Genomic DNA, 14150 nt, shown 5'->3' with positions numbered 1-14150 from the left:
CCCTTGCCCGTCAGCCGAAGGCGGCCCGTACCTTCGCCTCGACCTCGGGGGACGGCACCGGTGCGGCCGCCGGCACGAGGGCCGGCCCGGGGAGGTCGGCGAACTCCAGGTGGACGCTGCGCACGATGCCGGCGAACACCTCCGAGTACAGCTCCCAGTCCTCGGCGCACGGCGTGCTCAGCTCCAGCGAGAGCAGCTGGGACTCGTTCGGGAGCGGCAGGTGCACCTGGATGACCGAGGAGACGAACGTCCCGCCGTCGACCGCCGTCACGACGCCGTCTATCACCGCTGCGGCGCGTCCTGCGGGCAACTCGATCGCCGTGACCGTGGCGGCCGGCCGCGCCCGGGTGAAGGCGGGAAGCAGGGTGTCCACGGCGTTCTGGTACCCGATGCCGCCGAGAGGCGCCAGGGAGGCGACGACGGAGGCCGTACTCGGCCGGCCGCCGACATCCACCAGGCAGAGTCCCGCATAGATCACCCCGGCCTGGGCCATCGACGGGATCATCCGGGCGAGCAGGACGGCCCAGCGGGCACGGACCTCGTCGGGGTCCGAGGCCAGTACCTCGCACGCCAGCTCCCAGAGCCGCTCGGCCACCTGCTCCTCGGTGCCGAGGACGGGGATGTCGTGGAAGGACGTGGGGACGACGAAGCGGATCTGTACGTCGGGGGAGGCGGAGGCCGGCATGGTCATTTCCACTTCTTGGACCTCTCGGTCGTGTCCAGCCAGGACGGCAGCACGGGTACTGGGAGGCCGCACTCGTGCGCGAACTCGAGGATCGCGACATATCCGACGGCCTGTGCGCGGACGCCGCTGAGAGCTCGCCGGCGGAGTGTGACGGCACCCAGCACCGCGGTCGTGAGCGAGAGGGCGAACAGCAGTCCCGCGAGGGCGAGGAGGACGGTGGCGGCGGATGCCGGACGCGCCACGGACGGCTCGGTGTCCAGGCTCAGGCTCACCCAGAGGGCGCCGGCCGCCGCCAGCAGGAGGCAGAACGACGTGCTCAGGCGGAAGACGGCCTGACCCCAGTACCGCTTCTGTTCGGCGAGCAGCGTCCGGATGGCGTTGGCGTCGAAATAGTCGATGCGGTTTCGTGTGCCGAGTTGGGCGGCGAAGGCCCGCACCGTCGGATGCCGGGCATAGGTGTCGACCGGAACCAGGGGCAGGAGGCCTCGGTCGTCCTGGCGCTCGCCCAACACCTCCGCTCGTCCCAGCGACCACTGGGCGGGGATCGGGACTGCCGCCCCGTGGTCGCGGGCCAGTTCCAGCAGGGCCGTGTAAGCGGCGAAGTGCGCCAGCGCCTCACGTTTGGTCCTTCCCTGGCGGAACCCGGCCACCCACACCAGGATGCCGAGGGGTACCGCCAGGCAGGCCGCGATGAGCCCTGCGATCTGGCCGGACTCGGGAGGCGAGGCCATCGAGCTGCCGAGGACGGCGGCGGCGACCACGCCGCCGATGACCAGGAGGCCGCCGACCTCGTCGTGCCAACCTCCGGTGTCCTTCAGCAGGTTGTGCCGGATGATCACGTCCTGTGCGACGGTGTCGTCGACGAGGTTGATTCCGTACGCCTCGACGACCTGCCGGGCGGCCTCGGCCACCTCGGGGATCTCGGCCAGCCGGCGGCCGGGGACCGGGAGCGGTTCGAACGCTTCCATCACGGACTCCTCAGGTCGCCACGGCGTGGAGGAACGGGGAGGCGGAGGGAGGCGCCGCGGGCTGCGCGGACTCCTGCTCCAGGTCCGCGTTCGGGCCCTTGTGGTCGAGCAGACCGAGTTCCATGCCGAAGGCCTTGACCGGGAGGGTGACGTTTCGCGGCTCGGGGACCACCCCGAACTTCTTCAGCCCGGCGGTGATGCCCTTGGTGGAAAGGGGGTTGCTGGTCATCTCGAAGAGGGCGTTGCCTGATCCGGCGGCCCGGGCCCTGAGCCCGGCACCGGCGGACCCCCTGACGGCGCCGGAGAACTCCTTGGCGAAGGCCGGGACCTTCTGGACCAGGCTCAGGTCTTTGGCGACTTTCAGTTCCTTGCCCGCGGTGGCGAAGCCCTTGACGGCGCCGATACCAGGAATGACGCCGAGCGAATCGATGCCGATGTCCAGCCACGAGACGTCCTTGCCGCGGGACTTTCCGACGCCGTGGCCGATGAGCGCGCCCGCGCTGGTGAGCATCGCGGCCCCTCCCAGCACTATTCCGCCGACCTGCCCGATCACGGGGATCCAGGAGACCGTCAGCGCGGCGATCGCCAGGCCGGCCGAGATCTTGGAGAGCAGGTCGGCGTGGTCCACCAGGAAGTCGATGGACTTCTGCCAGGCGTGCTGCACGCCGTCCAGCAGGCGTTTGAACACGTTGGGGTCCGGGGGGTGGTTCCGCGAGGCCTCCTGAACGGCGCGGGCGGCGGTCTCGGCCTTGCGGCGGTGGTCGTCGAGCTGCTTGCGGGCGCGGGCGATCACCTCGTCGAGCTGCCGATGGCCGCGGAGGCTGGCTTCGCGGGCGGCCTCGAACCGGGCCTGGGTGCGCTCCAGGACATCGGCGGCCGGGGCCTGGGAACCCGGCTGGACGAGGGCGTCCAGGGAGCGGCCGAGGTCGGCGGCCTGTTTGTCCTGCCACTCCAGGCGGCGGCGCAGCTCGGCGGCCTCGGTCTCCATGCCCTGGCCGGCCGTGACCATGCCGGAGAGCTGGGTGTGCCAGGTCTTCAGGGCCAGGGAGCACGCGGCCATCGACCGGTGGCCCTTGTCCAGGTACTTCGGCAGCTCGCCCAGTTTCTCCGCGAACGCGCGGGCGGCCTCGCCCTCCCAGGCGCCGCCGGTGGTGCCGATGCCGACGAGGGCGCCGCGGAGTTCCTCCAGTTCACGGGCCACCGCGTCGACGTCGGTGTACATCTGGGCGATCGCGCCGAGATCGCCGGGGGCCGGGCAGAAACCGAGGCCCGGCCAGTTCTGGTCGCTCATGGTGGTTGTCTTCCCCCCGTCGGTGGCGCGGTCAGGTGGCGCCGAATCCCTTGGCGACGCCCTGCTCGTGGCCGCCGTAGCTCCTGAGCGTGAGGTCGAGGCCTTCGCGCAGCCCGGAGGCCAGTTTGGCCATCCGGCCGATGCCGCCGTGCCACTCGTCCTCGAACTGCTTGCAGGCCGAGTCGAGTCGCGCGGTTCCGGTCTGCCGGCCCTTGCCCAGGTTCTCCAGACGCTTGGCGACGGCGCTCATGCGGGTGCCGCACTCGCCGAGTTGGGTGGCGACCGCCTGCATGCGGGCCAGGTCGATTCTGAAGTCGTCGGGCAACGGTCCGTCTCCCCCGGGGCCGGTGATGGGTGGGCGCTCTCGGTGCGAACCTAGCTCAGTGGGGGTGAACAATCATGCGATGCAGGGAAGTTGGTGGGGGCGTTCCGGTTGGGGGAACGCCGCAGGGCGCCGGACCGGGGATGCGGTTCGGCGCCCTGCGGGGGGTGCGTCGGGGGGTGTGCCGGGTCAGGCGGGGCCGGCGACCGTGGCGATGGGGGTGGTGACGGGGGTGCCGGAGCCGTCGCGGCGGGGGTCGCGGTCGGGGAGGTCGACCGGGGCGCCCTTGGCGGTGGCGGCGTGGGCGGGGGCCGGGCCGGCCCAGGCGAAGGCGAGCGCGTCCTCGCCGCGCAGGAAGCGCTGGCAGCGGACGCCGCCGGTGGCGCGGCCCTTACGCGGGTACTGCTCGAAGGGGGTGACCTTCCAGGAGGACTGGGCCTCGCCGGTCAGGGTGCCGGAGGCGCCGGCCACCGAGACGACCACCGCGTCGGCGGCCGGGTCGACGGCGGTGAAGGAGAGCACCCGGGCGCCGTCCGCGAGCTTGATGCCGGCCATGCCTCCGGCCGGGCGGCCCTGCGGGCGGACCTGGCCGGCGGGGTAGCGCAGCAGCTGGGCGTCGGAGGTGATGAAGACGAGGTCCTCCTCGCCGGTGCGCAGCTCGACCGCGCCGATCACCTCGTCGCCGTCCTTGAGCGCGATCACCTCGAACTCGTCCTTGTTGGCGGGCCATTCGGGCACCACCCGCTTGACCACGCCCTGCCCGGTGCCCAGCGCCAGGCCGGGGGAGGACTCGTCCAGGGTGGTCAGCGCGAGGACCCGCTCGCCGGTCTCCAGGCGGAGGAACTCGGTGGCGGCGGCGCCGCCGGCCAGCGTCGGCGAGGGGGTGGGCGGCAGCGCCGGCAGGTCGATGACCGGCAGCCGCAGGACCCGGCCGGCCGAGGTGACCACGCCGACGTCGGCGCGCGCGGTGGTCGGCACCGCGGAGACGATCACGTCGTGCTTGGCGCGCTTCTCGGAGAGCTCGAACGGCTCGCCGTCGGCGGTGCGGGCGAGCAGGCCGGTGGAGGAGAGCAGCACCCGGCACGGGTCGTCGGCGACCTCCAGCGGGACGGCCAGCGAGGCGGCCGGAGCGGCGCCGGCCTCCAGCAGCACGGTGCGCCGCTCGGTGCCGAACTGCTTCGCGACGGCGCCGAGTTCGCCGGAGACCACGCTGCGCAGCTTGCCGTCCGACTCCAGGATCTCGGTCAGGTCGGCGATCTCGGAGGTCAGCTTGGCCTGCTCCTGCTCCAGCTCGACCCGGTCGAAGCGGGTGAGCCGGCGCAGCGGGGTGTCGAGGATGTACGCGGTCTGCGTCTCGGTCAGCGAGAAGCGCTCCATCAGGCGCTCCTTGGCCTGGGCGGCGTTGTCGCTCGACCGGATGATCGCGATGACCTCGTCGATGTCGACCAGCGCGACCAGCAGGCCCTCGACCAGGTGCAGCCGCTCCTGGCGCTTGCGGCGGCGGAAGTCGCTGCGCCGGCGGACCACCTCGAAGCGGTGGTCGACGTAGACCTCCAGCAGCTCCTTGAGGCCGAGGGTGAGCGGCTGGCCGTCGACCAGCGCCACGTTGTTGATGCCGAAGGTCTCCTCCATCGGCGTCAGCTTGTAGAGCTGCTCCAGCAGGGCCTCGGGCACGAAGCCGTTCTTGACCTCGATGACCAGGCGCAGGCCGTGCTCGCGGTCGGTGAGGTCCTTGACGTCCGCGATGCCCTGGAGCTTCTTCGCGTTGACGAGGTCCTTGATCTTGGAGATGACCTTCTCCGGGCCGACGTTGTACGGCAGCTCGGTGACCACGATGCCCTTGCGGCGGGCGGTGACCGCCTCGATGGTCGTGGTGGCGCGGATCTTGAAGGTGCCGCGGCCGGACTCGTAGGCGTCCCGGATGCCGGAGAGGCCGACGATCCGCCCGCCGGTGGGCAGGTCCGGGCCGGGGACGAACCGCATCAGGGTGTCGAGGTCGGCGTTCGGGTGCTTGATCAGGTGGCGGGCGGCGGCGACGACCTCGGAGAGGTTGTGCGGCGGCATGTTGGTGGCCATGCCGACCGCGATGCCGGTGGCGCCGTTGACCAGCAGGTTGGGGAAGGCGGCCGGGAGCGCGAGCGGCTCCTGCTCGCTGCCGTCGTAGTTGGGGCCGAAGTCGACGGTCTCCTCGTGGATCGACTCGACCATGGCCATCGAGGCGGCGGTGAGCCGGGACTCGGTGTAGCGCATCGCGGCCGGCGGGTCGTCGTTGCCGAGCGAGCCGAAGTTGCCGTGGCCGTCGATCAGCGGCAGCCGCATCGAGAACGGCTGGGCCATCCGGACGACCGAGTCGTAGATGGAGGCGTCGCCGTGCGGGTGCAGCCGGCCCATCACCTCGCCGACCAGGCGGGCGCACTTGACGTGGCCGCGGTCCGGGCGCAGGCCCATCTCGTTGGCCTGGTACAGGATGCGGCGGTGCACCGGCTTGAGGCCGTCCCGGGCGTCCGGGAGGGCCCGGGAGTAGATGACCGAGTAGGCGTACTCGAGGAACGAGCCCTGCATCTCGTCCACGACGTCGACGTCGAGGATGCGCTCCTCGAAGTCTCCGGGGGGCGGGGTCTGCGAACTGCGGCGGGCCATCGCGGCGGGGCTCCCTTACGTCTCGCTTGCGTCTCGTCCACGTCTCGTCGGCGCGGTCTGGCCGGGCTGTCGGCGGTTCTGTCAACAGGGCTCGGCGCCCCCATTGTGGACCCTCCCGCCGACAGTCCCGGCCAGCGCCCCTCTTCCGCCCCTGGCGAACGCCCCGTCCGCGCGGACACATCCACGGTGTTCGCGCGTTGCACCACAATGGGGGACGCCACACGAACCCCGACATCGACGACGGGAAGGACCCGAGCGCATGGCCAACCCGGCCCCCGCCTCCCAGCGAGGCATCGCCATCACCGAGCACCGCCTGGCCAACGGCCTGCGCGTCGTCCTCTCCGAGGACCACCTGACCCCGGTGGCCGCGGTCTGCCTCTGGTACGACGTGGGCTCCCGGCACGAGGTGAAGGGCCGCACCGGGCTGGCCCACCTGTTCGAGCACCTGATGTTCCAGGGGTCCGCCAACGTGTCCAACAACGGGCACTTCGAGCTCGTCCAGGGCGCCGGCGGTTCGCTCAACGGCACCACCAGCTTCGAGCGCACCAACTACTTCGAGACCATGCCGGCCCACCAGTTGGAGCTCGCGCTCTGGCTGGAGGCGGACCGGATGGGCTCGCTGCTGGCCGCCCTCGACGACGCGTCGATGGAGAACCAGCGCGACGTGGTGAAGAACGAGCGCCGCCAGCGGTACGACAACGTGCCCTACGGCACCGCGTTCGAGAAGCTGACCGCGCTGTCCTTCCCGGACGGCCACCCGTACCACCACACCCCGATCGGCTCGATGGCCGACCTGGACGCGGCCACGCTGGAGGACGCCCGGGCGTTCTTCCGCACCTACTACGCGCCGAACAACGCGGTGCTGTCGGTGGTCGGCGACATCGACCCGGAGCAGACCATCGCCTGGGTGGAGAAGTACTTCGGCAGCATCCCGGCGCACGACGGCAAGCAGCCGCCGCGCGACGGCGGCCTGCCGCAGACCATCGGCCGGGAGCTGCGCGAGCTGATCCGCGAGGACGTGCCGTCCCGCGCGCTGATGGCCTCCTACCGGCTGCCGCACGACGGCACCCGCGAGGCGGACGCCGCCGACCTGGCGCTGACCATCCTCGGCAGCGGCGAGTCCAGCCGGCTGTACAACCGGCTGGTCCGCCGGGACCGCACCGCCGTCGCGGCCGGCTTCGGCCTGCTGCGGCTGTCCGGCGCGCCGAGCCTGGGCTGGCTGGACGTCAAGACCTCGGGTGACGCCACCGTCGAGCAGATCGAGACGGCCGTCGACGAGGAGCTGGCCCGGTTCGCGGCCGAGGGCCCGACCCCGGCCGAGCTGGAGCGCGCCCAGGCGCAGATCGAGCGCGAGTGGCTGGACCGGCTGACCACGGTGGCCGGCCGTGCCGACGAGCTCTGCCGCTACGCCGTGCTGTTCGGCGACCCGAAACTGCTGAACGACGCCCTGCCCAAGGTCCTCGACGTCACCGCCGAGGAGGTGCGGGAGGTCGCCGCGGCGCGGCTGCACCCGCAGAACCGGGCGGTGCTGGTGTACGAGCCGACCCCGGCCGAGGACACCGCCGACGACACCGCTGCCACCGCCGAGACCGACGAGGAGGGCGCCGCCGTATGAGCACCGAGTACGTCCCCGCCATGACCTTCCACCCCCAGCCCCAGCCCGGCACCCCCACCCCGTGGGCGTTCCCGGCGCCGGAGCGCGCCGCGCTCGGCAACGGCATCACGGTGCTGCACTGCCACCGCCCCGGCCAGCAACTGGTGGCCGTCGACGTGCTGCTCGACGCGCCGCTCGCGGCCGAGCCGCAGGGCGTGGACGGCGTCGCCTCGATCCTGGCCCGGGCGTTCAGCGAGGGCACCGACACGCTGAGCGCCGAGGAGTTCGCGGCCGAGCTGGAGCGGGCCGGCGCGACCCTGGACGCGCACGCGGACCACCCGTGCATCCGGGTGTCGCTGGAGGTCCCGGCCTCCCGGCTGGCCCGCGGCCTGGACCTGCTGGCCGCCGCGCTGGGCAGCCCGGCGCTGCCGCAGGACGAGATCGAGCGGCTGGTCGCCAACCGGCTGGACGAGATCGTGCACGAGCAGGCCAACCCGGCCCGGCGGGCCGCCAAGGCGCTGTACGCCGAGCTGTTCGACGGCGCCGACCGGCTGTCGCGCCCGCGCGCCGGCACCGCCGAGACGGTCAAGACGATCGACCGGGCGGCCGTCCGGGCCTTCTACGAGGCGCACGTGCGCCCCGCCACCACCACCGTGGTCGTGGTCGGCGACCTCACCGGCACCGACCTGCCGGCCCTGCTGGAGTCGACCCTGGGCGCCTGGAAGGGCTCCCCGGCCGAGCCGGTCACCCACGCGCCGGTGACCGCCGACGACACCGGCCGGGTGATCATCGTGGACCGGCCCGGCTCGGTGCAGACCCAGCTGCTGATCGGCCGGATCGGCCCGGACCGGCACGACCCGAGCTGGGCCGCGCAGATCCTCGGCACCTACTGCCTGGGTGGCACCCTCACCTCCCGGCTGGACCGGGTGCTGCGCGAGGAGAAGGGCTACACCTACGGCGTGCGGGCCTTCGCCCAGCCGCTGCGCTCGGCCGCCGACGGCAGCGGGCGCTCCCTGCTGGCGATCAGCGGCTCGGTGGACACCGCCTCCACCGCTCCGGCGCTGGCCGACACCTGGACCATCCTGCGCACGCTGGCCGCCGAGGGGCTCACCGACGCGGAGCGCGCCGAGGCGGTGCAGTTCCTGGTCGGCGTGGCGCCGCTGAAGTACGAGACCGCGGGTTCGGTGGCCGGCACCCTGGCCGACCAGGTCGAGCAGCACCTGGCCGACGACTTCCAGGCCGAGGTCTACCGGCAGCTGGCCGAGCTGCCGACCGCCGCCGCCACCGAGGCCGTGGTGAAGGCCTTCCCGCCGGACCGGCTGGTCACGGTGCTGGTCGGCGACGCCTCGGCGTTCGCGGACCAGGTGCGGGAGCTGGGCATCGGTGAGGTCACCGTGATCAGCGCCTGACCGTCCCGGCGCCCGAAGGGGCCCGGCGGAGCGTTCCGACGCCCCGCCGGGCCCCTTCGCGTCGCGGTGGTAATCCCCTTGCGGCACCGGTGCGCCGCGTGGGTAGATAGCCCCCGGCACCGGTGCACACACACGGAGAGGAGGCGGTCACCATGCGGGTCGAGCCCAGCCAGCGGCGCTCCCCGAGACTGTCCTCCCGATGCCCCTCGGTCGCCTGAGCGCGGCCCACCCCTGACATTCCCGCACCACCGACATCCCCGCACCGCGCCGGGTCCCTTCGCGCGGCATCCCCCGGGGCGGCTCCCCGCCTAGGCTTGAAACCGTCCGACCTTGGAGGTCGTTGAACCATGTCGTACACCGAGGTACCCGGCGTCCGGGTTCCGATCCGGATGTGGACCGACCCGGCCACCGTCGAGGGCCAGGCGATGCAGCAGCTGCGCAACATCAGCTCGCTGCCCTGGCTGCACGGGCTCGCCGTGATGCCCGACGTCCACCTGGGCAAGGGCGCGACGGTGGGTTCGGTGATCGCCATGCGCGGCGCCGTCTGCCCGGCGGCGGTCGGCGTGGACATCGGCTGCGGGATGAGCGCGGTGCGGACCTCGCTCACCGCGAAGGACCTGCCGGACGACCTGTCCCGGCTGCGCTCGCGGATCGAGCGGGCCATCCCGGTCGGCCGCGGACTGCACAGCGACCCGGTCGACCCGGGCCGGATGCACGGCGTCCCGACCGGCGGCTGGGACGACTTCTGGCAGCGGTTCGACGCGGTCGCGCCCGAGGTGAAGTGGCGCCGCGAGCGGGCGGCCCAGCAGATGGCGACGCTCGGCGGCGGCAACCACTTCATCGAGGTGTGCGTCGACGACACCGGCGCGGTCTGGCTGATGCTGCACTCCGGCTCGCGCAACATCGGCAAGGAGCTGGCGGAGCACCACATGGGCGTGGCCCAGTCGCTGCCGCACAACCAGGGGCTGATCGACCGTGACCTCGCGGTGTTCGTCGCGGACACCCCGCAGATGGCCGCCTACCGGCAGGACCTCTTCTGGGCGCAGGAGTACGCCAAGCGCAACCGGGCGCTGATGATGGCGCTGTTCCAGGACGTGGTCCGGCGCGAGTTCCCGCGGGCGAAGGTCGCCTTCGACGAGGTGATCAGCTGCCACCACAACTACGTGTCGGAGGAGAGCTACGACGGCGTCGACCTGCTGGTGACCCGCAAGGGCGCGATCCGGGCCGGGGCCGGCGACTACGGGATCATCCCGGGGTCGATGGGCACCGGGTCGTACATCGTCCGCGGGCTGGGCAACGAGGCGTCGTTCAACTCGGCCTCGCACGGCGCCGGCCGGAAGATGAGCCGCAACGCCGCCAAGAAGCGGTTCACCACGCAGGACCTGGTCGAGCAGACCAAGGGCGTGGAGTGCCGCAAGGACTCCGGCGTGGTGGACGAGATCCCCGGCGCGTACAAGCCGATCGAGAAGGTGATCGAGCAGCAGCGGGACCTGGTCGAGGTCGTGGCGCACCTGAAGCAGGTGGTCTGCGTCAAGGGCTGAGCCCGCACCGCCGCCGCCCGTGCCGAGCCCCCGGCCGTCCGGCCGGGGGCTTCGGCGTGCCCGGGAACGGGCCGCCGGCGTCTTCGCGGGCGTGCGTGCGGCGTGCCCGCGGCCGCTACGCCCCGTCGCGCTTCGGGTTGAGCCGCCGGTAGCCGGGGTGCACCCCGGCGGTGAGCTGCTGGGCCTCGGCGACCCGGCGCAGCAGCTCGCCCAGGACGATACGTTCCTGCGGGTCCAGGCCCGTGCAGATGGCGTCCTCGTGGGCGAGCGCCGCCTCGGCCAGCCCGCGCATCGCCTCCTCGCCCTTGGGCGCGAGGTAGAGGTCCTGGAACCGGCGGTCCTTGGGGTTGCGCCGGCGCTCGACCAGACCGCGCGCCTCGATGGCGTCGACGAAGGCCACGAAGCGGCTGGGGGACATGCCCAGCCGGCGGGCGAGCTCCTGCTGGTGCTGGCCGGGGGCCAGGCTGACCGCCCTGAGCAGACCGGCCTGGGCCGGGGTGAGGTCCAGCTCGGCGACCCGCCGGGCGAAGGCCTGGGTCGCGTGTTCGCCCAACTGGGAGAGGAGGAAAGCGACCTGGGATCCCAGTGGGCCCGTGTGCGGGGTCGGGGCGGGGTCGGGAGTTCCGGGCATGGGAAACACGATACCAGTGGACAATGATGTCCCCGGGTGAACTATTCTGGATCTGGAACTACCGGCGCCGGTGCCGTTGAGCCGTCCGGCGTCCTGCCCCCCGGCCCTAACGACCCGTTCTCGACTGGAGCGCCCCTCATGACCACGACATCAGCGGTGCCGGCCGCCTCCGCCCGGCGTCAGCAGTCAGGACCTCCTTTGCTGCTGCCCGCCGTGGCGTTCGCGGCACTGATGGTGGTGTCCATCGTGCTGGCCCGGCAGACCCCCCTGCCCACCGATTCGGCGGCCGACACGCTCGCCTACTACAAGGACCACGCGACCGCCGCGAAGGTCGCCGGGACGCTGCAGTTCGGCGCCTCGCTCCCGCTCGCGGTCTGGGCCGCGATCGTCTACCAGCGGCTGCGCCGGCTCGGCGTGGTCGCCCCGGGCCCCGGCATCGCGCTGGTCTCGGGTGTGCTCGCCTCCGCGGCGATGGCGCTGTGCGGGCTCACCGTCTGGGCCGCCTCCCGCTCCGGGGAGCTCGGCGACGCGCCGCTGGCCCGTTCGCTGGCGGACCTGACCTTCGCCTCCGGCGGCCCCGGGCACGTCGTCCCGTTCGCGGTGATGCTGGCCGGTGTGGCGGTGCCGATGCTGCTGCTCGGCTTCGGTCCCAAGGGCTTCGCCTGGGCCGGTCTGGTGCTCGCCGGGATCGGTGTGCTCGGCACTCTGGCGCTGCTCTCCACCAGCCTCGGGTTCTTCCTGCCGATCGCCCGCTTCGGCGGTCTGATCTGGCTGGTCGCGGCCAGCGTGATCCTGCCGAAGCAGCGTCCGCGCCGCACCTCCTCCTACGACACGGAGGCGGACGCGGCCTGAGTCCGACCGTGGTGACTGCTCCGGTGCGGTGACGGCCCGGGACCCCGTTGGTGGTGCTCCGGGGTGAGGCCGTCCCGGCCGGGGGAGGGCGACGGGGCGCGGCGCCGGGAGGCGCGGCGGACCGGTCGCGACCGAGCGGGCCGATGGGCTCGTGAGGAAAAGGGAAGGCGGCGCGGCGGTGTCCTGGGGAGGAAGGCCGCCGCGCCGCCGGCCGTCGTGCGGCGACCGGAGGGGGGTCGCCGGACGACGGCTCGTGCGTCGGGACGCGGGTGTGCGGGACGGGTGACGGGACCCGGAGCGCGAGGGGCGGGCGGCCGTCAGGCGGCCGGGAGCCGGCGGTCCAGAACGGCGAGAATCAGCTCCTCGATCCGGCTGGCCACCGCCCCGCTGTCGTCGTCGGCGCCGGCCAGCAGATCGAAGGTCTCGAAGCTGGTCAGCATGAAGAGCAGGTCCAGCAGCTCGTCGAGCTCGGCCTCGCCGACCTCGGCGTCGCGGTCGGCGAGCAGCCGGCCGAGCACCACCTGGAGGCCGCCGCGCCGCCGGTCGCCCCGGCTCTGCAGCGCGGTGTCGAGCTCCGGGTCGAGGATGCCGAGGCCGCGCAGCCGCCGCAGGGCGATCCGGCCGGAGGCGTAGAAGCCGGTGAGCACCTCCAGGATGGCGGTGAGCGCCTCCCGTCCGCTGGGCGCCATGAAGGCCGCGGGCATCCTGGCCATTCCGCCGCGCTGGGCCAGGTCGTCGAAGAGCGCCTCCAGCAGGCCGGTCTTCGAGTCGAACTGGTAGTAGACGGTCATCCGCGCCACTCCGGCGGTCTTGGCGACGGCGTCCATGCTGAACGAGGCCGGGCCCTTCTCCCCGGTCAGCAGCTCGCAGGCCGCCTCCAGAATGCGGGTGCGGGTCTGTTCGGCGGCTACCTGGCGTTGGCCGGCTCGGTACTGGCGTGGGCTCATGGGCTGTTGACGTCTCCTGAGGCGGGTGCTATGACATTCATTGTACACTCAGTCTATATAAAAATTCGGGGGCAGGGAACGGGTCCGGTGCGGACCGTCTCCCGCGCCCGCCCCCGTGGAGGACCGGCGCCACTCCCACCACGACATCTCTCCACTGCGGAGGCAACGATGAGGTATCGCCATGTGAGTGTGCCGAGGCTCGGCGGGGCCGAGGTCCTGCGGCTGGCCAGCGACGAGCTTCCGGCCCCGACCGTCGGTCAGGTCCGGGTCCGGGTGCTCGCCGCCGGAGTCTCCTACGGTGACATTCTGCTCCGTGCCGGCGTCATCCCCGGCGGGCCCAAGCGTCCCTTCACGCCGGGATACGACCTGGTGGGGGTGGTCGACCAGGTCGGACCGGGCACCCGGGCCCTCGAACCGGGGCAGCGGGTGGTCGCGCTGGTGCGCAGCGGCGGTTACGCGGAGTACGCGCTCGTCGCCGCCAACCGGCTGGTCCCGCTGCCCGACGGGGTCGATCCCGTGGAGGCCTCGGCGCTCGCCCTCAACTACTTCATCGCCCAGCAGATGCTGCACCGGGTGGCCGAGGTGCGGCGCGGCGGCACGGTGCTGGTGCACGGGGCCTCGGGCGGCGTCGGCACCGCCTTCCTGGAGCTGGCCGCGCTCGCCGGGGTCACCGTCTACGGCACCTGCTCCGCCGCCCGGGCCGAGCAGGTGCGGGCACTCGGCGGGCACCCGATCGACCGGGACGCCGAGGACTTCCGGCGGGTGGTGCGCGCCCTGCCGGGCGGCGCGGTGGACGCGGTCTTCGACCCGATCGGCGGCCCGCACTTCCTGCGCTCGTACCAGGCGGTGCGGCGCGGCGGCGTGATGGTCGGCTTCGGCCAGAACGCCGCCCTGCGCGGCAACCAGCGGGACCTGCTGACCGGCGCCCAGGGGTTCCTCGGCGGCATCGTGCTGCCCAAGCTGGTCCCGGACGGGAAGCGGACCCTGTTCTACAACGCCTGGAGCCTGGAGAAGTCCCACCCGGCCGCGTACCAGCAGGACCTCGCGACCGTGCTGGAGCTGCTGCAGAAGGGGCAGGTCAAGCCGCTGGTGGGCCGGACCATGCCGCTGGACGAGGCGGCGGACGCGCACCGCGCGATGGAGAGCGCGGCGGTCACCGGGAAGATCGTGCTCGTCCCGGCCGCTGCCTACTGCGGAGGTACGACCGTCATGGCCTGGCTCGTTCTGATCGTTTCCGGTGTCCTGGAGACCGTGTGGGCGGTGGCCCTGG

The 14150-nt window shown here is 72.7% G+C and carries 12 protein-coding genes; 5 read left to right on the top strand and 7 right to left on the bottom strand.

Annotated features, from left to right (window positions below; all coding sequences use genetic code 11):
• Positions 1-10: 10 nt before the first annotated feature.
• The 5 genes from ABT093_RS18050 to ABT093_RS18030 all read right to left on the bottom strand — a co-directional run bounded on the left by ABT093_RS18050 (position 11) and on the right by ABT093_RS18030 (position 5906).
• The gene (locus tag ABT093_RS18050) at positions 11-691 is read right to left on the bottom strand and encodes a hypothetical protein (protein ID WP_350565294.1); all 681 of its coding nucleotides are present in this window, start codon (positions 689-691) and stop codon (positions 11-13) included.
• Complete coding sequence (locus ABT093_RS18045) at positions 688-1653, bottom strand: hypothetical protein (RefSeq protein ID WP_350565293.1); 966 nt, start codon at positions 1651-1653, stop codon at positions 688-690. Before ABT093_RS18045 ends, ABT093_RS18050 begins: the two co-directional genes overlap by 4 nt.
• Before the next feature lie 10 nt (positions 1654-1663).
• A complete protein-coding gene (locus ABT093_RS18040; RefSeq protein WP_350565291.1) occupies positions 1664-2944 on the bottom strand; it encodes a hypothetical protein in 1281 nt (426 codons plus the stop codon).
• Between the two features lie 31 nt (positions 2945-2975).
• The gene (locus tag ABT093_RS18035; protein ID WP_350565289.1) at positions 2976-3269 is read right to left on the bottom strand and encodes a DUF6317 family protein; all 294 of its coding nucleotides are present in this window, start codon (positions 3267-3269) and stop codon (positions 2976-2978) included.
• A gap of 186 nt (positions 3270-3455) precedes the next feature.
• The gene (locus tag ABT093_RS18030; RefSeq protein WP_350565288.1) at positions 3456-5906 is read right to left on the bottom strand and encodes a DNA gyrase/topoisomerase IV subunit A; all 2451 of its coding nucleotides are present in this window, start codon (positions 5904-5906) and stop codon (positions 3456-3458) included.
• A 259-nt stretch (positions 5907-6165) separates the two neighbouring features.
• On the opposite strand from ABT093_RS18030, the gene ABT093_RS18025 reads away from it, so the two are divergent.
• The 3 genes from ABT093_RS18025 to ABT093_RS18015 all read left to right on the top strand — a co-directional run bounded on the left by ABT093_RS18025 (position 6166) and on the right by ABT093_RS18015 (position 10450).
• The gene (locus ABT093_RS18025; RefSeq protein ID WP_350565286.1) at positions 6166-7521 is read left to right on the top strand and encodes a M16 family metallopeptidase; all 1356 of its coding nucleotides are present in this window, start codon (positions 6166-6168) and stop codon (positions 7519-7521) included.
• A gap of 20 nt (positions 7522-7541) precedes the next feature.
• On the top strand, positions 7542-8909 hold the full coding sequence (locus ABT093_RS18020; RefSeq protein WP_502884253.1) for a M16 family metallopeptidase: 1368 nt from the start codon (positions 7542-7544) through the stop codon (positions 8907-8909).
• 347 nt (positions 8910-9256) lie between these two features.
• Positions 9257-10450 (top strand): RtcB family protein, encoded by a 1194-nt coding sequence (locus ABT093_RS18015; protein WP_350565282.1) that lies wholly within the window; start codon positions 9257-9259, stop codon positions 10448-10450.
• Positions 10451-10565: 115 nt separating this feature from the next.
• Here ABT093_RS18015 and ABT093_RS18010 read toward each other — a convergent pair whose 3' ends face one another.
• The gene (locus ABT093_RS18010) at positions 10566-11081 is read right to left on the bottom strand and encodes a MarR family winged helix-turn-helix transcriptional regulator (protein WP_350565280.1); all 516 of its coding nucleotides are present in this window, start codon (positions 11079-11081) and stop codon (positions 10566-10568) included.
• 138 nt (positions 11082-11219) lie between these two features.
• Here ABT093_RS18010 and ABT093_RS18005 point away from each other — a divergent pair, with 138 nt between their 5' ends.
• A complete protein-coding gene (locus ABT093_RS18005) occupies positions 11220-11933 on the top strand; it encodes a DUF4386 domain-containing protein (protein WP_350565278.1) in 714 nt (237 codons plus the stop codon).
• Positions 11934-12250: 317 nt separating this feature from the next.
• On the opposite strand, the gene ABT093_RS18000 is transcribed toward ABT093_RS18005, so the two are convergent.
• On the bottom strand, positions 12251-12880 hold the full coding sequence (locus tag ABT093_RS18000) for a TetR/AcrR family transcriptional regulator (protein ID WP_350565276.1): 630 nt from the start codon (positions 12878-12880) through the stop codon (positions 12251-12253).
• A 183-nt stretch (positions 12881-13063) separates the two neighbouring features.
• Here ABT093_RS18000 and ABT093_RS17995 point away from each other — a divergent pair.
• The coding region (locus ABT093_RS17995) for a medium chain dehydrogenase/reductase family protein (RefSeq protein ID WP_350565274.1) at positions 13064-14150 on the top strand (1087 nt) is incomplete at its 3' end.

Source organism: Kitasatospora sp. NPDC002551 (genome assembly GCF_040296005.1).
In the GTDB taxonomy this organism is placed as follows: domain Bacteria; phylum Actinomycetota; class Actinomycetes; order Streptomycetales; family Streptomycetaceae; genus Kitasatospora.
This window is presented reverse-complemented; position numbering and strand designations above follow the sequence as displayed.

Excerpts from the sequence above, each read along its gene's own strand:
- ABT093_RS18030 (WP_350565288.1), bottom strand. The coding sequence starts at position 5,906 with ATGGCCCGCCGCAGTTCGCAGACCCCGCCCCCCGGAGACTTCGAGGAG.
- ABT093_RS18045 (WP_350565293.1), bottom strand. The coding sequence starts at position 1,653 with ATGGAAGCGTTCGAACCGCTCCCGGTCCCCGGCCGCCGGCTGGCCGAG.
- ABT093_RS18025 (WP_350565286.1), top strand. The coding sequence starts at position 6,166 with ATGGCCAACCCGGCCCCCGCCTCCCAGCGAGGCATCGCCATCACCGAG.
- ABT093_RS18020 (WP_502884253.1), top strand. The coding sequence starts at position 7,542 with ATGACCTTCCACCCCCAGCCCCAGCCCGGCACCCCCACCCCGTGGGCG.
- ABT093_RS18010 (WP_350565280.1), bottom strand. The coding sequence starts at position 11,081 with ATGCCCGGAACTCCCGACCCCGCCCCGACCCCGCACACGGGCCCACTG.
- ABT093_RS18005 (WP_350565278.1), top strand. The coding sequence starts at position 11,220 with ATGACCACGACATCAGCGGTGCCGGCCGCCTCCGCCCGGCGTCAGCAG.
- ABT093_RS18015 (WP_350565282.1), top strand. The coding sequence starts at position 9,257 with ATGTCGTACACCGAGGTACCCGGCGTCCGGGTTCCGATCCGGATGTGG.
- ABT093_RS18000 (WP_350565276.1), bottom strand. The coding sequence starts at position 12,880 with ATGAGCCCACGCCAGTACCGAGCCGGCCAACGCCAGGTAGCCGCCGAA.
- ABT093_RS18040 (WP_350565291.1), bottom strand. The coding sequence starts at position 2,944 with ATGAGCGACCAGAACTGGCCGGGCCTCGGTTTCTGCCCGGCCCCCGGC.
- ABT093_RS18050 (WP_350565294.1), bottom strand. The coding sequence starts at position 691 with ATGACCATGCCGGCCTCCGCCTCCCCCGACGTACAGATCCGCTTCGTC.